At 66.3% G+C, this 20,880-nt stretch carries 17 protein-coding genes and 1 pseudogene; 17 read left to right on the top strand and 1 reads right to left on the bottom strand.

Annotated features, from left to right (window positions below; all coding sequences use genetic code 11):
* Positions 1 to 30 precede the first annotated feature (30 nt).
* From CAL19_RS11690 to CAL19_RS11675, 4 genes are all read left to right on the top strand, one after another.
* Positions 31 to 1,014: a Bug family tripartite tricarboxylate transporter substrate binding protein gene (locus CAL19_RS11690; protein ID WP_026639099.1), complete on the top strand. Its 984-nt coding sequence runs from the start codon at positions 31 to 33 to the stop codon at positions 1,012 to 1,014.
* Between the two features lie 199 nt (positions 1,015 to 1,213).
* Positions 1,214 to 2,188: an ABC transporter substrate-binding protein gene (locus tag CAL19_RS11685; RefSeq protein WP_026639098.1), complete on the top strand. Its 975-nt coding sequence runs from the start codon at positions 1,214 to 1,216 to the stop codon at positions 2,186 to 2,188.
* Between the two features lie 99 nt (positions 2,189 to 2,287).
* Positions 2,288 to 3,178 (top strand): ABC transporter permease, encoded by an 891-nt coding sequence (locus tag CAL19_RS11680; protein ID WP_094796855.1) that lies wholly within the window; start codon positions 2,288 to 2,290, stop codon positions 3,176 to 3,178.
* 2 nt (positions 3,179 to 3,180) lie between these two features.
* Entirely contained in the window at positions 3,181 to 3,975 is a 795-nt protein-coding gene (locus tag CAL19_RS11675) for an ABC transporter ATP-binding protein (protein ID WP_094796854.1), read from the top strand.
* A gap of 82 nt (positions 3,976 to 4,057) precedes the next feature.
* Here the strand turns inward: CAL19_RS11675 and CAL19_RS11670 are convergent, their stop codons facing one another.
* Positions 4,058 to 4,861, bottom strand: coding sequence for a TOBE domain-containing protein (locus CAL19_RS11670; RefSeq protein ID WP_094796853.1), 804 nt, complete (start codon positions 4,859 to 4,861; stop codon positions 4,058 to 4,060).
* Between the two features lie 193 nt (positions 4,862 to 5,054).
* On the opposite strand from CAL19_RS11670, the gene CAL19_RS11665 reads away from it, so the two are divergent.
* From CAL19_RS11665 to CAL19_RS11605, 13 genes and pseudogenes are all read left to right on the top strand, one after another.
* Entirely contained in the window at positions 5,055 to 5,645 is a 591-nt protein-coding gene (locus CAL19_RS11665) for a DUF4136 domain-containing protein (protein ID WP_038852188.1), read from the top strand.
* Positions 5,645 to 6,830, top strand: a pseudogene (locus CAL19_RS11660) (DUF3734 domain-containing protein). The gene CAL19_RS11665 and the pseudogene CAL19_RS11660 overlap by 1 nt, the downstream one beginning before the upstream one ends.
* A 181-nt stretch (positions 6,831 to 7,011) precedes the next feature.
* The gene (locus CAL19_RS11655) at positions 7,012 to 7,395 is read left to right on the top strand and encodes a helix-turn-helix domain-containing protein (protein ID WP_094797155.1); all 384 of its coding nucleotides are present in this window, start codon (positions 7,012 to 7,014) and stop codon (positions 7,393 to 7,395) included.
* A gap of 155 nt (positions 7,396 to 7,550) precedes the next feature.
* On the top strand, positions 7,551 to 8,810 hold the full coding sequence (locus CAL19_RS11650; RefSeq protein WP_094796852.1) for an efflux RND transporter periplasmic adaptor subunit: 1,260 nt from the start codon (positions 7,551 to 7,553) through the stop codon (positions 8,808 to 8,810).
* A gap of 59 nt (positions 8,811 to 8,869) precedes the next feature.
* Complete coding sequence (locus CAL19_RS11645) at positions 8,870 to 12,094, top strand: efflux RND transporter permease subunit (protein ID WP_026639090.1); 3,225 nt, start codon at positions 8,870 to 8,872, stop codon at positions 12,092 to 12,094.
* Positions 12,091 to 13,593: an efflux transporter outer membrane subunit gene (locus tag CAL19_RS11640; RefSeq protein ID WP_026639089.1), complete on the top strand. Its 1,503-nt coding sequence runs from the start codon at positions 12,091 to 12,093 to the stop codon at positions 13,591 to 13,593. The genes CAL19_RS11645 and CAL19_RS11640 overlap by 4 nt, the downstream gene beginning before the upstream one ends.
* Entirely contained in the window at positions 13,590 to 14,330 is a 741-nt protein-coding gene (locus tag CAL19_RS11635) for a pyridoxine 5'-phosphate synthase (RefSeq protein WP_026639088.1), read from the top strand. Before CAL19_RS11640 ends, CAL19_RS11635 begins: the two co-directional genes overlap by 4 nt.
* A gap of 84 nt (positions 14,331 to 14,414) precedes the next feature.
* Positions 14,415 to 14,852 (top strand): holo-ACP synthase, encoded by a 438-nt coding sequence (gene acpS, locus CAL19_RS11630; RefSeq protein ID WP_094796851.1) that lies wholly within the window; start codon positions 14,415 to 14,417, stop codon positions 14,850 to 14,852.
* A gap of 40 nt (positions 14,853 to 14,892) precedes the next feature.
* Positions 14,893 to 15,948, top strand: coding sequence for a beta-N-acetylhexosaminidase (nagZ, locus tag CAL19_RS11625; protein ID WP_026639086.1), 1,056 nt, complete (start codon positions 14,893 to 14,895; stop codon positions 15,946 to 15,948).
* Positions 15,911 to 17,740: an excinuclease ABC subunit UvrC gene (gene uvrC, locus CAL19_RS11620; protein ID WP_094796850.1), complete on the top strand. Its 1,830-nt coding sequence runs from the start codon at positions 15,911 to 15,913 to the stop codon at positions 17,738 to 17,740. Before nagZ ends, uvrC begins: the two co-directional genes overlap by 38 nt.
* 88 nt (positions 17,741 to 17,828) lie before the next feature.
* Positions 17,829 to 18,401 (top strand): CDP-diacylglycerol--glycerol-3-phosphate 3-phosphatidyltransferase, encoded by a 573-nt coding sequence (gene pgsA / locus CAL19_RS11615; RefSeq protein ID WP_026639084.1) that lies wholly within the window; start codon positions 17,829 to 17,831, stop codon positions 18,399 to 18,401.
* Positions 18,402 to 18,461: 60 nt separating this feature from the next.
* Positions 18,462 to 19,745, top strand: a complete 1,284-nt coding sequence (locus CAL19_RS11610; protein WP_094796849.1) for an MFS transporter — start codon at positions 18,462 to 18,464, stop codon at positions 19,743 to 19,745.
* A gap of 121 nt (positions 19,746 to 19,866) precedes the next feature.
* A complete protein-coding gene (locus CAL19_RS11605; protein ID WP_094796848.1) occupies positions 19,867 to 20,865 on the top strand; it encodes a cytochrome-c peroxidase in 999 nt (332 codons plus the stop codon).
* Positions 20,866 to 20,880: the final 15 nt, after the last annotated feature.

The raw sequence follows: 20,880 nt of genomic DNA, 5'->3' as shown, positions 1-20,880 counted from the left end.
CTCGCGAGCTGTTTTAACTGAGGAGATGAAATGAACCGCAACGCAATTCACGCGCTGGCCGTGGCGGCCGCGCTGAGCGTCAACCTGGCCCTGGCGCCCAGCGCCGCCGCCGCAGACTGGCCCGACCGCCCCATCACCCTGATCGTGCCGTTTCCCGCCGGCGGAGGCACGGACACCTTTGCCCGCCCGCTTGCCCAGCAGCTCAGCATGCAGCTGGGGCAGACCATGGTTGTGGACAACAAGGGCGGCGCGGGCGGCACTGTAGGCGCCGGCGTAGCTGCCAAGGCGAAACCGGATGGCTACACGTTCTTCATGGGCGGGGCGCATCACGCCGTGGCGCCGTCGCTGTACAAGAACCTGAGCTACGACATCCAGAAAGATTTCGTGCCGGTCGCGCTGCTTGCCCAGCCGCCGCAAGTCGTGGTGGTCAACGCGTCGAAGCTGCCGGTCAATAGCCTGCAGGAGTTCATCGAGTATGCGCGCAAGCGGCCGGGCGAGATCAACTTCGGCACGGCAGGCAAGGGCAGCACGCACCACCTTGCCGGCGAGCTGTTCGCCCTGCAGACCGATATCAAGCTGGTGGACGTGCCCTACCAGGGGGCGGGCCCCATGCTGTCGGCGCTGATCGGCGGCCAGGTGGACCTGGCCTTCGATGGCCTGGGTTCGTCGGCCGGCCATATCCGCGCCGGCAGCATCAAGCCGCTGGCCGTCGCCGCGGCGCAACGCTCGCCGTCGTTCCCGGACGTTCCCACGGTTGCCGAGGCGGGGCTGCCTGGCTACGAAGTATCGACCTGGTACGCGATGTGGGCGCCGGCGGGCACGCCCCAGCCCGTGGTGGACAAGATGATCGCCGAAGTGACCAAGGCGCTGAACACGCCCAAGATCAAGGAAATCTGGGCGGGCAACGGATCCACCATCCCCAGCGTCACGGGCGCGCAATTCGGCAGTTTTGTCGACAGCGAGATCGAGCGCTGGGCCAACGTGGTCAAGCAATCGGGCGTTACGCTGGACTGATCGTGCCGCTTGGCCCGGGCCTGCCGCGTCGGTGCGGCGGGGCCGGGCCCGGGGCGCGTGCACCATTTCAGGGATTTCCCGCGCCACAAAGCCGGCGCCAACACGTTAGACTACGCGGTTTCACCGGCTCGAGCGCCGACGGGAAGCCGTCGCGGGGCCGTGACAACAACGATACCTACACGGTGCAAGGAGTATCCCTATGCTGATCGGAAAAAAACATTTTCTGACGCTGGGCGCAGTGGCGGCGGCGCTGGCTATCCACGCTGTTCCTGCTGCGGCGCAACAAAAATCGGTGGCGGTGACCGCCATCGTCGAGCATCCGGCCCTTGACGCCGTACGCGACGGCGTGCAGGACGCCTTGAAGCAGGCCGGCTACGAGTCCGGCAAGAACCTCAAGTGGCAGTACCAGAGCGCGCAGGGCAATACCGGCACCGCCGCACAGATCGCGCGCAAGTTCGTGGGCGACCGTCCCGATGCCATTGTGGCCATCGCCACGCCCTCGGCCCAGTCGGTGGTGGCTGCCACCAAAGACATTCCGGTCGTATATTCGGCCGTAACCGACCCGGTCGCCGCACAGCTGGTGCCCTCCATGGATGCGTCCGGCACCAACGTCACCGGCGTTTCCGACCTGCTCGCGCTCGACAAGCAGATCGAGCTGATCAAAAAGGTGGTGCCCGACGCCAAGCGCGTGGGCATGGTGTACAACCCGGGCGAAGCCAACTCCGTGGTCGTGGTCAAGCAGCTGCAGGAACTGCTGTCGAAGTCCGGCATGTCGCTGGTAGAGGCCGCCGCGCCGCGCACCGTGGACGTCGCTTCGGCCGCGCGCAGCCTGATCGGCAAGGTCGATGTCATCTACACCAATACCGACAACAACGTGGTGTCGGCATACGAGTCGCTGGTCAAGGTCGGCAATGATGCCAAGATCCCCCTGGTGGCCTCGGACACCGACAGCGTCAAGCGCGGCGCCATCGCGGCGCTGGGCATCGACTACCATGACCTGGGCGTGCAGACCGGCAAGATCGTGGTGCGCATTCTCAAGGGCGAAAAGCCGGGCGCCATCGCATCGGAAACCAGCTCCAATCTGCGCTTGTTCGTCAACCCGGGCGCTGCTGAAAAGCAGGGCGTCACGCTGTCGGACGAGTTGCTCAAGTCGGCCGCCGAGGTCGTCAAGTAACAATGTGGCACGGCGGCCGGCGGGCCGCCGCGCTTTTTCACTGAACATACCCAAGGCTGCGCCCGCCGCGTTCACGAGACACGCCGGGCCCGACTCTCCATGTCCTTGTTTTCCTTGCTCGGCGCCCTGGAAATCGGTTTGATTTTCAGCCTGGTCGCGTTGGGCGTCCTGATTTCCTTCCGCCTGCTGCGGTTTCCCGACCTGACCGTGGACGGCAGCTTCCCGCTGGGCGGCGCCGTGGCCGCCACGCTGATTTCGGGCGGCATGGACCCGTTCCTGGCGACGATTGCCGCCACCGTGGCAGGGGCCGCCGCCGGGCTGGTGACGGGTTGGCTCAATGTGCGGCTGCGCATCATGGATTTGCTGGCCAGCATCCTGATGATGATCGCCCTGTATTCGATCAACCTGCGCGTCATGGGCCGGCCCAACGTGCCGCTCATCACCGAGCCGACCGTGTTCACGATTCTGCAGCCCGAGTGGATCAGCGACTACGTGGCCCGGCCGCTGATTCTGGTGGTGGCGGTGATAATCGTGAAGCTGCTGCTCGATTGGTTCCTGGCCACGCAGACCGGCCTGGCCATGCGCGCCACGGGGTCCAATGGCCGCATGGCGCGCGCCCAGGGCGTCAACACGGGCGGGATGGTCCTGGCCGGCATGGCGCTGTCCAATGCGCTGGTCGGCCTGGCGGGCGCCTTGTTCGCCCAGACCCAGGGCGGCGCAGATATATCGATGGGCGTGGGCACTATCGTCATCGGACTGGCCGCGGTCATCGTGGGCGAAAGCATCCTGCCGTCTCGCAAGCTGGTGCTGGCCACGCTGGCGGTCATTCTGGGCGCCATCGTATACCGGTTCTTCATCGCGCTGGCGCTCAATAGCGACTTCATCGGCCTGAAGGCGCAAGACCTCAACCTGGTTACCGCAGTGCTGGTCACCATCGCCCTGGTCATTCCCATGATGAAGCGCCGGCTGCTCGGCAAGAAAGGAGCCTGACCATGCTGCGCGCAGAAGACCTCAAAATTACCTTCAATGCCGGTACGCCCATCGAAACCCGCGCGTTGCGCGGCCTGTCGCTGGAGATTCCGAGCGGCCAGTTCGTCACCGTCATCGGTTCCAATGGCGCCGGCAAGTCCACGTTTCTGAATGCCGTCTCGGGCGACCTGCCCATTGATTCCGGCCGCATCGAGATCGAGGGCGCCGATGTCACGCGCGAGCCGGTCTGGCAGCGCGCCCGCCGCGTGGCGCGGGTATTCCAGGACCCCATGGCCGGCACCTGCGAAGACCTGACCATCGAAGAAAACATGGCGCTCGCGCAGCTGCGGGGCGCGCGCCGCGGCTTCGGCCGCGCGGTAAAGGCCTCGATGCGCGAGGGCTTTCGCGAACGGCTGGCCACGCTCGGGCTGGGGCTGGAAAACCGCCTCACCGACCGTATCGGGCTGCTGTCCGGGGGGCAGCGCCAGGCAGTCAGCCTGCTGATGGCGGCGTTGCAGCCTTCCCGCATCCTGTTGCTCGACGAGCACACGGCGGCGCTTGACCCGCGCACGGCCGATTTCGTGCTGCAGCTCACTGCCCGCATCGTGGCGGAAAGCAGGCTTACCACCATGATGGTCACCCACAGCATGCGGCAGGCGCTGGACGTGGGCGATCGCACGGTCATGCTGCACCAGGGCCAGGTGGTGCTCGACGTGTCGGGCGACCAGCGCAAGGGCCTGGACGTGCCCGACCTGCTGGCCATGTTCGAGCGGGTACGCGGCGAGAAGCTGGCCGACGACGCGCTATTGCTGGGCTAGGGGAAAAGGCCGCGCCGCGCAGGCCGCGCCGCGCAGGCCGCGCCGCACGGGCCAGTTGCGGCACGGCCCGCAACCGGCCGGTTCAGGCAACGACCCCCAATATGACGCTGGACGCGTTGAATGCCGCCAGCGCCGGCAGGCCAGGCGCCAGTTCCAGGGCGCGCGCGCTGTCCTGGGTGATCACCGCGGCGACCGTTCCGCCGCCGTCCAGGTCCAGGATCACTTCGCAATTCACTGCGCCTTCGCGCACCTGCGCGACGATGCCGGGCAGTTGATTGCTGGCCGATATCCGCAGGCCGCCAGGCAGGGCGATCAGCACCGACGGCGCCTTGATGAGCGCAATCGCCTCGCTGCCCACGGCCAGGCCCAGTTCCGCCGTGCTTTCTTGCGTGATCGTGGCCACGACGTCGTGGCCGCCGCCGATGCGCAGCACGATTTCGTCATTCACCGCGCCGGGGCGTATTTCAGTGACCACGCCCAGCAGCTTGTTGCGGGCACTGGTTTTCAACATGATGCGCCTCATCAGGTTCAGGTTGCCGGCGTCGTCCAGGCCTGCCTGCGCCAGGTGCGCCATGATGCGCTGATGCTCGGCCTGCAGAGCCCTGAAGGTGGCCACCAGCTGGCGGGCGCGCGGCGTCAGTCGCGCGCCGCCTCCGCCTTTGCCGCCGGTGGCGCGCAAGACCAGCGGTTCGCCGGCCAGGTTGTTCATGGTGTCGATGGCGTCCCAGGCGCCCTTGTAGCTCATGCCCACGGCGCGCGCCGCGGCGCTGATCGAGCCGGTATCGTCGATCTGGGCAAGCAGGTCGATGCGGCTGCTGCCGCCCCAGGTCTGGGCGCCGGCGCGCAGCCAGATCGAGCCGTCGAGTTCAAGTGGGGCAGGGGACATGGCGGTCAGGAAAAAGCGTCGCGCATAGTTTAGCGGCGCGGCCCGTGCAGGGGTTGCCGATGGGTCCGGTGCGCCGCCCCGCCTGCCCACGCCGTGCCGCGTCCGCAGGACCTGCACAATGAGAATGAGATTGCATTGCAAGTTTGCCCGCTTCGCGGCATGATGCGCACGGTACTCACATACGGAGACCTTGATGAAATGCCATGCGTTCCTGCCCGCCCTGGCGGTCGCCAGCCTGTTGTCGGCCTGCGCCTCCGGCCCCACCATCCGTAGCGACTACGACCACAACGCCGATTTCGCTCAATATCGCAGCTTCGGCTTCATGTCTGCGCTGGGCACGGACAAGTCGGGCTACAGCACGCTGCTCACCGAACGCCTGAAGACCGCGACGCGCAGCCAGATGGAAATGCGTGGCTACACCTATAACGAGCAGTCGCCCGACCTGCTGGTCAACTTCAACGCCAAGCTGCAGCAGAAAACCGAGGTCACCCCCGGCATGCCGATGCCCGTGCCGTACTACGGCTATCGCGCGGGCTTTTACGGCGGCTGGCCGGGCTACGGCTGGGGCAGCGATGTATACCAGTACAACGAGGGCACGCTCAATATCGACCTGGTCGACGCCCGCCGCAAGCAACTGGTCTGGGAAGGCGTCAGCGTCGGCGTCGTAGACAACGTCGCCCAGGCCAATTCGGCTTCCAGCGTCGAAGCCAACGTCGCCCAGATATTCAGCCGCTATCCGTTCCGGGCCGGCAGCGGCGTGGCGCAAGTGCCCGCGCCCAAGTAATGGTGCGGCGGAATCCGCGACGCGGGGCGCGCAAGCCGGGCCAGGCCGCCTACGATACGGTGGCGCTGGTCCTGCAGGGCGGGGGGGGCGCTGGGCTCGTACCAGGCCGGTGTCTACGAAGGCCTGCACGAGGCCGGCGTGCGCCCCGACTGGCTGGCCGGCATCTCGATCGGCGCCATCAATGCGGCCATCATCGCCGGCTCGCCACCCGATGAACGGGTCGAGCGCCTGCGCGGGTTCTGGGAAAGCATATGCCGGCCCACCGGATTTTCGGCGCTGCCGTGGGGCGACACGATGGCGCGCATGTTCCAGGGCGTGCCGTTCGGCTACGGTTCGCCCGCCATGAATGCGCAGCTCGCCGCGTTCCAGGCCCTGACAGTGGGCCAGCCGGGATTCTTCCGGCCGCGCTACCCGCCGCCGTACTGGCTGCGCGGCGGGCCCGCAGCCACCAGCTTCTATGACACCGAGCCGCTGAAGACCACCCTTGGCCAGTATGTGGATTTCGACCTGCTCAATCGCGGCGATGTGCGCGTCAGCCTGGGCGCGGTCAATGTGCGCACCGGCAATTTTTCCTATTTCGACAATACGCGTGTGCAGCTGCGACCCGAGCACATCATGGCTTCGGGCGCCTTGCCGCCGGGCTTTCCTGCCGTGGAAATCGACGGCGAACACTATTGGGACGGCGGTGTGGTGTCGAACACGCCGCTGGCGCACATTTTGTCGGCGCACCCGATGCCCGATACGCTGGCCTTCCAGGTCGACCTCTGGCCTGCGCGCGGCCCCTTGCCCACCAGCCTGGAAGAAGTCGCCGAACGTCAGAAAGACATCCAGTATTCCAGCCGCACCCGCGCTGTCACCGACATGTACAGGCGCGTGCTCAGGCTGCGGCGTTCGCTGCAGCGCCTGCTCGAACGCCTGCCCGAGCACGAGCGCAACAGCGCCGCGCTGGCCGACATCCGCGAGCAGGCCTGCACGCCGGCGGTCAATGTCATCAACCTGATCTACGAAGCAAAACACTACGAGCGCCAGTCCAAAGACTACGAATTCGGCTCCGAGGCCATGCGTGACCACTGGCAGAGCGGCTTGGCCGACATCCGCCGCACGCTGGCGGATCCGGCGGTGCTCGAGCCTCCTTCGGCCGACGAGAGCTTCATCACTCACGATGTGCATCGGCGCCCCGACTGACCGGCGCGCAGGGCTTTGGTATCTGTAGTGGGTAAGTTGGTCTGATTTCTGCAGGGGCGTGCCCGGGCGTCGCGCGACGCCCTGTACAACTCCAGTAGCCTTTCGGGCACACGGGCAACTCCATGTGATGTTGCGCCGCGCTTATTTCAACTCGTCGCCCTCTCAGCATTCCGAATTCCGCATGTCCACGCTTGCATTCGCTTCCCCTGTACCCGCCTTTCACCCGCCTGCGCATGCCGCGCAGGCCGTGGGCAGCGGCGCCGACGGCTGGTGGGGCCTGCTGTACCAGGGCTGGATACTCAGCACACCCGATGGCCAGCGCCTGCACCTTACAGCCGTCGAACGCGCATGCTTTCTGTGCCTGCTGGCCAGCCCGCAGCGCGAACTCACGCGAGACGCGCTCGCGCAGCGCGTTCCCCATGCCAGCATACGCACCATCAATGTCGCCATCAGCAGGCTGCGCAAGAAAGTGGCGGCGCTGGGCGCCGCATTGCCGTTGCACACGGTGCATGGCATGGGCTATGTATTCCTGGGCCACCTGATCGCCGAAGGCATGCCCTCATAGCCGGCATACAGGCCGCAATACAGCGCCATTGCGCGAAAAACTGCCGTTTTGCCGCAAAAATACGGTACAGTAACGGGCTTCTCGGACGCGTCTCCTGGTGTCCGATCCCGTGTGCACCGGCTGGCGTGCCCACGGTTCTACTCCGTGAGGAATCCATGCGTTTTTCGCCTCATCGTGTCTCGGGAATCGGGGCTGCCGCGCTTGTGGCGCTGGCTCTGGCAGGCTGCAAAGAACAGCCGCAAATGAACCCGGGCATGCCGCAGGTCAGCGTTATTACCGTTCAGCCCAAGCCCGCTTCCATCGTGTCCGACCTGCCCGGCCGGGTTGACGCCGTGCGCGACGCGCAGATCCGTGCGCGCGTGACGGGTATCGTCCAGCGTATCGAGTTCGAACAGGGCGGCGATGTCAAGGAAGGGCAGTTGCTCTTCAAGATCGATCCCGCGCCATACCGCGCAACGCGCGACCAGGCGGCCGCCCAGCTCAAGCAGGCGCAGGCCGATTTGTTCAGCGCCAAGGCCCTGGCCAATCGCTATGCGCCGCTGGTCAAGGCCAACGCCGTCAGCAAGCAAGAATACGACAACGCCGTGGCAAACAGCCGGCAGGCCGAAGCGGCAGTGGCTGCGGCCAAGGCCAATCTCGACGCCGCCGAGATCAACCTGGGCTACACCGATGTCACCTCGCCCATTGATGGCCGCATCGGCAAGCCGCTGGTTACCGAGGGCGCGCTGGTGGAAGGCACCTCGGCCACCCAGATGGCCGTGGTGCAGCAGCTCGACCCCATCTACATCGACTTCACGCAAAGCACGGTAGACCTGGCCAAGCTGCGCAAGGCTTTTGCCAGCGGACAGATGCAGCGGGTGGGCGATAACGCCGCCCGCGTCGAAGTCGTGCTCGAAGACGGTTCCGTCTACGAGCACGCCGGCAAATTGTTGTTCACCGGCATTACGGTCGATCCCACCACGGGGCAGGTCAACCTGCGCGCCGAGGTGCCCAACCCCGACAGCATTCTTCTTCCCGGCATGTACGTGCGCGTGCGCGTGAACGAAGGCATCGACCAGAATGCGCTGCTGGTGCCCCAGCAGGCGTTGCAGCGCACGGCCGATGGCCTGCAGAGCCTGATGCTGGTCAAGGACAACAAGGTCGAGCAAGTGCCGGTGACCACCGGTCCGGTCATCGACAACCAATGGCTCATCACCAGCGGCCTGAAGGGCGGCGAAGTGGTCGTGGTGGAAGGCTTCCAGAAGATCCGTGCGGGCGCGCCTGTGCAGGCCTCGCCGTGGCAGCCCGGGGCCAAGCCGGCTCAACCGGGGGCGGCGCAACCGGGCGCACAACCCGGCAAGCCGGCCGATGGCCAGGCCCAGCCCGCGGGCGACGGGGAAAAGTCCGCAAAACCGGCCGCGGGGCAGCCGTCCTGAACGGCACGCGGCCTTGCGCCGCATGCCGCTTTTCGTGAGCACTTCCTGAGTCAGCCCACATGCCGCAATTTTTTATCGATCGTCCAATCTTCGCCTGGGTAGTCGCCCTGTTCATCCTGCTGGCCGGGCTGTTGGCGATTCCCAACATGCCGGTCGCGCAGTATCCCGACGTGGCGCCGCCCGCAATCACGATTACGGCGACGTACCCGGGCGCCTCGGCCAAAGAAGTGGCCGAGTCGGTGACCAGTATCATCGAAGACCAGCTCAACGGCGCCAAGGGCCTGCTGTATTACGAATCCGTCAGCGACTCGTACGGCCAATCCACCATTACCGCCACCTTCGCGCCGGGCACCGACCCGGACATGGCGCAGGTCGATGTGCAGAACCGCGTGTCCAACGTGTCTGCGCAGCTGCCTGTCGCCGTGAACCAGCAGGGCATCACCTACGAGCAGACCAGCGCCGGGTTCCTGATGATCGTCACGCTGTCGTCCACCGATGGCTCGCTGGACCAGACCGCCCTGGCCGACTACATCGCCCGCAATGTCCAGAACCCGGTTTCGCGGGTGCCCGGCGTGGGCCAGTTCCAGCTGTTCGCGGCGCCGCGCGCCATGCGCGTCTGGATCGACCCTGACAAACTGGTGGGGTTCAATCTCAGCCCCGCCGAAGTCAACGCCGCCATCAGTCGCCAGAACGTGCTGGTATCGGCGGGCAGCATGGGCGCGCCGCCCAATCCGGCCAGCCAGCGTTCCACCGCCACTGTCATCGTCAACGGCCAGCTTTCCACGGTCGAGGCCTTCGGCAATATCGTGCTGCGCGCCAACACCGACGGTTCCACGGTGCGCCTGCGCGATGTGGCGCGCATCGAGGTCGGCGCCGACAACTATCAGTTCGGCGCCCGCCTGAACGGCAAGCCCACCGCCGCGTTCGCCATCGTGCTGTCGCCCGACGCCAATGCGTTGGCCACCGCCGAGGGCGTGCGCGCGCAGATGGAGACCCTGTCTCAGTATTTCCCCGGCAATATCAAGTACGACATCCCGTACGACACCGCGCCGTACGTCAAGATTTCGATCGAGCAGGTGCTGCACACATTGGCCGAAGCCATGGTGCTGGTGTTCCTGGTCATGTATCTGTTCCTGCAGAACGTGCGCTACACGCTGATCCCGGCCCTGGTGGTGCCGGTGGCCATGCTGGGCGCCTTCGCGGTGATGCTGGCGCTGGGTTTCTCCATCAACGTGCTGACCATGTTCGCCATGGTGCTGGCGATCGGGATCCTCGTCGACGACGCCATCGTGGTGGTCGAGAACGTCGAGCGCATCATGACCACCGAAGGCCTGCCCCCCAAAGAGGCCACCAAGAGAGCCATGCCGCAGATCAGCGGCGCCATCGTCGGGATCACGCTCGTGCTGGTCACGGTGTTCCTGCCGCTGGCTTTCATGAGCGGGTCCGTGGGCGTCATCTACCGCCAGTTCTCGGTGGCGATGGCCGTGTCCATTTTCTTCTCGGCCTTCCTGGCGCTGACCTTCACGCCCGCGTTGTGCGCCACCATTCTCAAGCCGGTGCCCAAGGGTCATCACGAATCCAAGAAGGGCTTCTTCGGCTGGTTCAACCGCAAGTTCGACGCCACCACCCACCGCTACCAGAACTGGGTCGCGCGCATTCTGCACAAGGGCGGCCGCATGATGCTGTTCTTCCTGCTGCTGGTGGTATTGCTGGGCTGGCTCTACCTGCGCCTGCCCTCGTCGTTCCTGCCCGAGGAAGACCAGGGCTACGTCGTCAGCAACATCGAACTGCCCACCGGCGCCAGCGCCAACCGCACGGTCGATGTGATCGAACAGGTCGAGCAGTACTTCATGGCGCAGCCCGCGGTCGAGAACATCATCACGGTGCAGGGCTACAGCTTCAACGGCAACGGCCTGAACGCCGCGATTGCGTTCTCTACCCTGAAAGACTTCTCCGAGCGCAAAGACCGCGCCGACTCCGCCGGGGCGATCGCATTCAAGGCGATCGAGAAACTCTTGATGGGCGTCCATGACGCGCAGGTATTCACCCTGGTGCCGCCCGCCATTTCGTCGCTGGGCAACGCCACCGGGTTCGACTTCCGCCTGCAGGATCGCGCCAACGCGGGTTCGGCGGCGCTGGCGCAAGCCACCGGCCAGCTGATGGGCATGGCCATGCAAAGTCCGGTGCTGTCGCAGGTGCGCATTACCGGCCTGGGCGAGGGCCCGCAGCTGAACCTCACTGTCGATCGCGACAAGGCCGCGGCGCTGGGCGTCGATTTCGATGCAGTTGCCACGCTGTTGTCCACGGCGCTGGGGTCGGCCTACATCGACAAGTTCCCCAACATGGGGCGCATGCAGAACATCTGGGTGCAGGCCGAGGCGCGTCATCGCATGCAGGTCGAAGACATCCTGCGCATGAACGTCAACAACAACCAGGGCGGCATGGTGCCTCTGTCCAGCTTCGTCACCGCGAAATGGACGCAGGGGCCGGTGCAGGTGGTCCGCTATAACAGCTACGAGTCGATGCGCATCAGCGGCGACGCGGCGCCGGGCTACACCAGCGGCGAAGCCATGGCCGAAATGGAGCGCCTGGTGGGGCAGCTGCCGGCCGGGTTCGGCTACGAATGGAACGGCCTGTCGTACCAGGAACGCCAGGCGGGTGCGCAGGCGCCTATCCTGCTGGGCCTGTCGCTGCTGATTGTGTTCCTGGTGCTGGCCGCGCTGTACGAAAGCTGGGCGATCCCGCTGTCGGTCATGTTGGTGGTGCCGCTGGGCATGCTTGGCGCGGTCGCCCTCGTGTCGGCCATGGGCATGTCCAACGACGTCTATTTCCAGGTGGGGATGGTCACCGTGATCGGCCTGGCGGCCAAGAACGCCATCCTGATCGTGGAATTCGCCAAAGACCAGTACGCGCGCGGCATGGGTCTCTACGAGGCCACAGTCGAGGCGGCGCGGTTGCGTTTCCGCCCCATTCTCATGACCTCGCTCGCGTTCATCCTGGGGGTGGTCCCGCTGGCGATCGCCACGGGCGCCGGCGCCGCCAGCCAGCGCGCGGTGGGCATCGGCGTGCTGGGCGGCATGCTTGCGGCCACGCCGTTCGCCGTCATTTTCGTGCCCACTTTCTTCGTGGTGGTGCTTAGCCTGTTCAAGACCAAGCCCCGCCTGCTGGGCAATGAACTCAAGGAATTCGAAGCCGAGCAGGCCGCCAAGCGCGCCCGCGAGGCGCAGTCCGAACAATCCGGCCATGGGCCCGACGCGGCGCCCGGCCAGGAGGGCAAGCAATGACAGCCCTGATCCATAAACGAACCGCCCTGTCGGCGTGCCTGGTCGCGATACTGGCCGGATGCTCGCTGGCCCCCGATTACCACCGCCCCGCGTCGCCGGTGCCCGGCGACTGGCCGGCGCAGCCCAAGGTGCAGTACGGCGGCTATGACCGGCCCACGTCCCTGTCGGAGCAGTCCGCGCAGGCCGTGGCGCCGCCCGGCGCCGTGCCCGCCGCCGATATAGGCTGGCGCGAGTTCTTCCGCGATCCGCGCCTGCAGGCCCTCATCGAGCTCTCGCTGGTCAACAACCGCGACCTTCGTATCGCCGTCGAGCGCGTGGAAGAGGCCAGGGCCCAGTACGGCGTGCAGCGCGGGTCCCAGTGGCCCAGCATCGGGCTGGGCGGCGAAGGCACGCGCCAGCGCGTGCCGGCCAACCTGAGCCCGCAGGGCCGCGACACCGTGGGCAACACCTTCCAGGCAGGCATCGGCCTGACCTCGTTCGAGATCGATCTGTTCGGGCGCCTGCGCAATCTGTCCGAGGCGGCCTACCAGCAGTACCTGGCCACCGAACAGGCCCAGCGCAGCGTGCATATCACCCTGGTCAGCGCGGTGGCGCAGGCGTATTTCACGCTGCGCGCGGCCGAAGTGCAGCTCGACCTTACCCGCAAGACGCTTGCGTCGCGCCAGGAATCCTACGACCTGGTCAAGCGCCGTTACGACGGCGGCGTGGCGTCCGAGCTGGAGCTCAATCAGTCCAAAGGCCTGCTCGATTCGGCCTCGGCCGACCTGGCGCAACTGGCGCGGGTGCGTGCGCAGTCCGTCAACGCGCTGACGGTGCTGGTGGGCACGCCATTGCCCGATAACCTGCCTGCCCCCGCCGAATTCGGCCGCGACCAGCTGCTGGCAACAGTGCCGGCCGGCCTGCCGTCTGACCTGCTGGTGCGCCGGCCCGACATCATCGGCGCCGAGAACCAGCTCAGGGCTGCCAACGCCAATATCGGCGCGGCGCGCGCCGCGTTCTTCCCCACCATATCCCTGACCGGCATGCTGGGTTTCGCCAGCACGTCGATGGGGTCGCTCTTCGAAGGCGGGCAGCGCGCCTGGAACTTCACACCGTCGATCACCACGCCCATCTTTGCGGGCGGCAGTATCCGGGAAGGTCTGAACCTGGCCACGGCGCGCAACAACATTGCGGTGGCGCAGTACGAGCAGACCATCCAGCAGGCGTTTCGCGAAGTTTCCGACGCCCTGGCGGGCGAGGCCACCTATGCGGCGCAGCTCGACGCGCTGCGCTCGTTGCAGGAATCCACCTCGCGCACCCTCGAACTGTCGAACCTGCGCTATACCAATGGCATCGACAGCTACCTGCAGGTCCAGACTGCGCAGGTCGACTTTTTCAGTGCGCAGCTGGGGCTCGTCCAGGCCGGTCTCGAAGCGTTGAACAACCGCGTGGAGCTGTACAAGGCGCTGGGCGGCGGCTGGACCGAAGCCACTCAGGTTTCTTCTGCAAAAACACCATGATTGAACTAGGCGTCAATATCGATCACGTGGCCACGCTGCGCCAGCAGCGCCACACTGCGTATCCCGACCCGGTGGCGGCCGCGCTGCGCGCCGAAGACGCCGGCGCCGATCTGATTACGCTGCACTTGCGCGAAGACCGCCGCCATATCCAGGATGCCGACGTCCATGCCATCCGGCCGGTATTGCGCACCCGTATGAATCTCGAATGCGCGATCACCGACGAAATGCTGCAGATCGCCTGCGCCGTGCGTCCGCAGGATGTCTGCCTGGTGCCGGAAAAGCGCACCGAGCTCACCACCGAAGGCGGCCTCGATGTGCTGGGTGCGCAGGGCACGGTGCGCGACGCGGTGTCGCGCCTGCACGATGCCGGTATCCGGGTGTCGCTGTTCATCGACCCTGATATCGCCCAGATCCAGGCTGCGGCGCAGGCGGGCGCGACGGTCATCGAACTGCACACCGGCGCCTACGCCGAAGCTGGCCAGGGCCAGGCCGAAGCCGAATTGCAGCGCCTGCGCGCGGCCGTGGCCGAAGGCCTGCGCCACGGCATGCGGGTCAACGCCGGCCACGGGCTGCACTACGGCAACGTCGGGCCCATTGCCGCGCTCGATGGCGTTGCCGAGCTCAATATCGGCCACGCCATCGTTGCCCAGGCCGTGTTCGACGGCTGGGAAAAGGCCGTGCGCGACATGAAAGCCCTGATGGTGCAGGCGCGCCTGCAGGCGCAGCGGGGCCGCTAGGGCTGTCCGGCGGCGCGGCGGGGTCGCGTATGATCCCGGATATGGGGCGATAGGCGCCCCGCATCCGCGTGCGACCCGTATTCCATGTCTGATACGCCCACCCCATCGCCATCCATGCCTGCCGGCGCCATCGCCGGCATCGGCATGGATCTGATCCGCATCGAGCGCATCCAGGCGGCTCTTGCGCGGCACGGCGACCGCTTTGCGCAGAAAATCCTCGGCGAGCAGGAACTGCAAAAATTCCACGCGCGCCGGGCCCGCGATGCTGCGCGCGGCGTGCGTTTCCTGGCCACGCGCTTTGCCGCCAAAGAAGCTTTCTCGAAAGCCATCGGCCTGGGCATGCGCATGCCCATGACCTGGACCCGCGTGCAGACGCTCAACGCACCGGGCGGCAGGCCGGTGCTGGTGCTCGCGCCCGACCTGTCCGAATGGTACGAACAGCGTTTTGGCTCCGCCCACGTGTCCATCACCGATGAATCCGACCTCGCCGCCGCCTACGTGGTGGTCGAGCGCAAGCCCTGAGGCGGCTCGCGAAACACGCATAACCCAAGGACAAGCCAATATGGCAAAGAAACGCAAAACTGCGCTGCCCCCCGGCCCCGTCATGGTCGATATCGCCGGCGCCACCCTGACCAAAGAAGAAAAGCGGCGCCTGCGGCATCCGCTGGTGGGCGGCGTCATCTTGTTCGCCCGCAACTTCGAAAGCCGCGAACAGTTGCGCGCGCTGACCCGCAAGATCCATCGTGCGCGCCAGGAGCCCTTGCTCATTGCCGTCGACCACGAGGGCGGCCGGGTGCAGCGGTTCCGCACCGACGGGTTTACGCCGCTGCCGCCCATGCAGGCGTTGGGCAAAGTGTGGGACGCCGATCCGCTGGCCGCGATGCGCATGGCCACCGAGGCTGGCTATGTGCTGGCCGCCGAACTGCGAGCCTGCGGGGTAGACCTGAGCTTCACGCCGGTGCTCGACCTCGATTACGGCGTCAGCCAGGTCATCGGCAACCGGGCATTTCACCGGGACGCGCGGGTCGTCACCATGCTGGCGCGCGCGCTCGCGCAAGGCCTGGCGCTGGCCGGCATGGCAGCCTGCGGCAAGCATTTTCCGGGGCACGGTTTCGTGGGCGCTGACTCGCACCACGAAATTCCCGTCGACCCACGCACGCTCGAGCGCATCCTGAAAGACGACGCCGCGCCCTATGCGTGGCTGGGCGACGCGGTGTTGCCTGCCGTCATGCCGGCGCACGTCATCTACCCCAAGGTCGACAAGCATCCCGCAGGCTTTTCGCGCCGCTGGGTGCAAGACATCCTGCGCGGCCAGCTGGGCTACGACGGGGTGGTGTTCTCAGACGATCTCACCATGGAAGGCGCCTCGGTCGCGGGCGACATTCTGGCCCGGGCGCAGGCCGCGCTGCAGGCAGGGTGCGATATGGTACTGGTGTGCAACCGTCCCGACCTGGCCGATGAGCTGCTCGAACGCCTGGATGTCGCCCATCCGCCGGAATCGGTCGAGCGCATCCGGCGCCTGATGCCGCGCTTTGCCGCCCCCGACTGGGACACTTTGCAGGCCGAAACCCGCTATCAGAATGCCCGACGAATTCAATCTCAAATCGTTCCTGGCTGATCTTCCGCACCTGCCCGGCGTCTATCGCCATATAGACGCCGACGGTGTGGTCATGTACGTAGGCAAGGCGCGCGACCTGAAAAAGCGCGTGTCGTCGTATTTTCAGAAAAACCTGGCCAGCCCCAGGATCGCCCAGATGGTGGCGAAGGTGGCGCGCGTCGAAGTCACGGTGACGCGCTCCGAGGCCGAGGCGTTGCTGCTCGAGAACAACCTCATCAAGAGCCTGCGCCCGCGCTACAACATCCTGTTCCGCGACGACAAGTCATACCCGTATCTGTGGATCACCGGCCACGAGTGGCCGCGCATCGCCTATTACCGCGGCGCCACCAATAAGCGCGGCCAGTTTTTCGGGCCGTTTCCCAATGCGTGGGCCGTGCGCGAAACCATACAGATCCTGCAGAAAGTATTCCGCTTGCGCACCTGTGAAGACACGGTGTTCGCCAACCGGTCGCGCCCCTGTCTGTTGCACCAGATCGGCCGCTGTTCGGCTCCCTGCGTGGGCGCCGTGCAGGCCGACGAGTACGCGCGCGACGTCGAGCGCGCAGCGCGCTTTCTCAATGGCGAAGCGCGCGAAGTCATGGGCGAGATCGAGCAGCGCATGCTGCAGGCTTCGAGCGAATTGCGCTTCGAGGAAGCCGCCGCGGCGCGCGACCAGATGGGTTCGCTCGCGCGCGTCCTGCACCAGCAAACCATGGAAGACACCGCCGGCGAAGACACCGACATCATCGCCGTGGCCTCGGCCGGGGGCAAGACCTGCGTCAACCTTGCTATGGTGCGCGCGGGCCGCCACCTGGGCGACAAGCCGTTCTTTCCCGTGCATGTGGATGGGCAGGACGCGCCCCAGGTGCTGGAGGCGTTCATTGCGCAACACTACACCGACAATCCCTTGCCGCCCGTGCTCGTGTGTACGCACACCTTGCCCGATCCCGCGCTGATGACCCTGCTCGCCGAGCAGGCGGGCGCGCGTCCCGCGCGCGTGCTGACGCGTCCGCAGGGCGTGCGCCGGTCTTGGCTGGAGCAGGCGGCCAAGAATGCCGAGATGGCGCTTGCGCGCGCATTGACCGAGTCGGGCGCGCGCGCCGCCCGCACCCTGGCCCTGGCCGAGGTGCTCGACCTGGATACCGATGAAACGGCGCTGGACAGCCTGCACATCGAGTGCTTCGACATCAGCCACACGGCTGGCGAGGCCACTCAGGCGTCGTGCGTGGTGTACCGGCATCACGACATGCAGCCATCGCTTTACCGCCGCTACAACATCGCCGGCATCACGCCGGGCGACGATTACGCGGCCATGCGTCAGGTATTGACGCGCCGCTTCGGCAAGGTGGCCGACGGCGAGGCGCCGATGCCGGGCCTGGTGCTCATCGATGGCGGCAAGGGGCAGGTCGAGGTCGCGCGCCAGGTATTCGCCGAACTGGGCCTGGATATCCAGACGCTGGTGGGCGTGGCAAAGGGCGAAGGGCGCAAGGTGGGCCTGGAAACGCTGGTGTTCGCCGATGGCAGGCCCCCCGTGGCGCTGGGCCCGGGGTCCGCCGCGCTGATGCTCATCGCCCAGGTGCGCGACGAGGCCCACCGGTTTGCCATCACCGGAATGCGGGCTCGCCGCGCCAAGTCGCGCAACGTGTCGCGCCTGGAGGAAATCGAAGGCATCGGGGCGCGCCGCCGGCAACGCCTGCTGGTGCGGTTCGGAGGGTTCGCCGGGGTGGCCGCAGCCAGCGTGGAAGACCTGGCATCGGTCGAGGGCATTTCCCATGAACTGGCCGAACGCATTTACGAAGCCCTGCGCGGGTGAGCCCCGGCCTTGCCGCGCCGCACGGGGCAGGGCGCCGGGCAACGCGGCCCGGGCTCTTTTCCCGCCGGTGATGTAGCATACGTTCATTATGCCTATCAACGTGCCTATTATCCTCACGTGGCTGCGCATCGCCATGATCCCGCTGGTGGTGGGGCTGTTCTATATCCCGCCCGGCTGGATGGCCGAGCCCACCCGCGACACGCTGGCTGCCTGCGCTTTCATCATCGCGGCCCTGACCGACTGGTTCGACGGCTGGCTGGCCCGCCGCTGGAACCAGACTTCGGCATTCGGCGCGTTTCTCGACCCCGTGGCCGATAAGCTCATGGTATGTGCGGCGCTGATCGTGCTGCTGGATCTGGGGCGCGTCGACGCGTTCATCTCGCTCATCATCATCGGCCGCGAGATCACCATTTCGGCGTTGCGCGAATGGATGGCCAAGATAGGCGCCAGCGCCAGCGTGGCGGTGCATCGCCTGGGCAAGTTCAAGACGGCCGCACAGATGGTGGCCATCCCGTGCCTGCTGTACAACCAGCCGCTGTACGGCGTGCCGAGCCGCCTGGTCGGCGACGTGCTGATCGTCATCGCGGCGGTGCTTACCGTCTGGTCCATGCTGTATTACCTGCAGCGCGCCTGGCCCGCCATCCGCGAAAAGTCCCAGTAACCAGCGCGCCGGCGCGCTGGCGCCGCGCTTGTTTTTCCCGGCCCCTGGCCGCCTTTTGCCATGTCTTCAGGTTCAGATAGCAGCTTCCTGGATGCCCCGGACATACGCCGCCGCGACTGGTTCACCATTCTGCTGATCGGTATCGCCCACGGTTCGTCGCATTTCTTCCAGTTGGTGCTGCCGTCGTTGTATGTGTCGCTGGGCGCCGCGTTCGACCTGGACTTTGCGCGACTGGGCCTGCTGGTGTCCACGTTTTTCGTGGTGTCCGGCATCGGGCAGGCGTCCTCGGGGTTCGTCGTCGATCGCATCGGCGCGCGTCCCGTGCTGTGGTTCGGGCTGTCGTGCTTCGTGCTGTCGGGCATCATGATCGGCTCGGCCAACGGGTACGCGATGTTGCTGATGGCCGCCGCCATTGGCGGAGTGGGCAATTCGGTGTTCCATCCGGTTGACTACTCCATCATGAACCACCGTGTCAGCGCGCCGCGCCTGGGGCATGCGTTCAGCACGCACGGCCTGACCGGCACCCTGGGTTGGGCCCTGACCCCCGTCTTCATCACGACCATCACCCTGCTGGCCAACTGGCGCGTGGCCGCGTTCAGCGCGGCCGGCCTGGTGGCCGCGATACTGCTGCTGACGGTACTGGGACGCGACCTGCTGGCCAGCCCGGGGTCGCGCGCCCGGCCGGCCGCAGCGGCGGGCAAGGGCGATGCGCCGGCCCAGGACGGCGTGCTTCCCACCCTGCTGGCGCTCCTGGCCAAGCCTGCGCTCTGGGGGGCCTTCCTGTTCTTTGCCTGCACGTCCATCGCGCTTTCGTCGGTGCAGAACTACACCATCCCCTTGCTGGACCAGCTCTACGATTTGTCCGGGGTCGTCGCCAGTTCCGCATTGTCCGGCTACATGCTCGCATCGGCCGTGGGTATGGCGGCGGGCGGGTTCCTGGTGTCCGATTCGTCGCGCACCGAACGCACCGTCACCGTCTCGCTCATCCTCGCGGGGCTGACCCTGGTCGTGCTCGCCGCAGGCTGGGTGCCCGCCGCCCTGGCCGCGCCCGTGGTCGGCCTGGCGGGATTCTGCTCGGGCGTCGCGGCTCCCTCGCGCGACATGCTGATCCGCCGTGTCACGCCCAAGGGCACCGTGGGGTCGGTGTACGGCCTTGTGTATTCGGGCATGGACGTGGGTTCGGCGCTGGGGCCCCTGGCTTTCGGCCTGCTGCTCGATGCGGGCCTGAGCCGCGGCCCCTGGATCGGCGCTGGCCTGGCCTTCGCCATGGCCGCCCTGCTGGCCCAATGGGTGGCGCTGCAGGCGCGCCGTTCGCCGCCGGTGGCGACCACGCCCGCCACCTGACTCTGCGGCGGCATGCCGCCGCGCTGCGGGCGGCCGGGCTTGACGCCCCGCAAGGTGCTTCCTGCAGGATATTGCTGTAATAACCCTACCGCCGATAAGGCTATCGTAGGGAAAGCACAGCATGATCATTACCCGCCTGTTCCAGGCTGCCGCGTTGTCGACCATCGTCGCCACGGCAGCATATGCACAGCAACAAGAACCCATTCAACCCATTGAACCTGCCGTCATCAAAGACCCGGCGCAGGTCGAGCTGGGCAAGAAGCTCTTCTTCGAGCCGCGTTTGTCGAAATCCGGATTCATCTCCTGCAATTCGTGTCATAACCTCAGCCGCGGCGGGTCAGACAACCTGAAGGCTTCCATCGGGCACAACTGGCAGCAAGGCGGCATCAACTCGCCTACGGTGCTGAACTCCAGCCTCAACTTCGTGCAGTTCTGGGACGGGCGCGCCAAAGACCTGCGCGAACAGGCCGGCGGCCCCATCGCCAATCCCGTCGAAATGGCCTCGTCGCACGAACTGGCCATCCAGGTGCTCAGTTCCATACCGGGCTATCGCGCCGAATTCAAGCAAGTGTTCGGCACCGACAACATCACGATCGACGAAGTCACCCGTGCGCTGGCAGCATTCGAAGAAACGCTGGTCACCCCCGATTCGCGCTTCGATCAATGGCTGCGCGGCGACCAGGGGGCGCTCACCGTACAGGAACTGGCAGGCTACAACCTGTTCAAGAACAGCGGCTGCGTGGCTTGCCACAATGGGCCCGCCGCCGGCGGCAATTCATTCCAGAAAATGGGTGTGGTCGTGCCGTATGCCACCGACAACGCCGCCGAGGGGCGGGCGGCCGTCACCGGCGCCGATGCCGACCGCTTCATGTTCAAGGTGCCCACGCTGCGCAACGTGGAACTCACCTATCCGTACTTCCATGATGGCGCGGCCGACACGCTGGCGCAGGCGGTGGACATCATGGGGCGCCTGCAATTGGGCCGCACCTTCACGCCAGAAGAAAGCGCCCAGATTGTCGCCTTTCTTAAAACCCTCACCGGCAAGCAGCCCCGCCTGCAGCTGCCTGTCCTGCCTGCGTCGGCCGACGATACGCCCAGGCCCGTGCCATTTGCAAACTAGGGCGGGTTGGCGCGG

The organism is Bordetella genomosp. 7 (genome assembly GCF_002261265.1).
Taxonomy (GTDB): Bacteria; Pseudomonadota; Gammaproteobacteria; order Burkholderiales; family Burkholderiaceae_B; genus Bordetella_A.
This window is presented reverse-complemented; position numbering and strand designations above follow the sequence as displayed.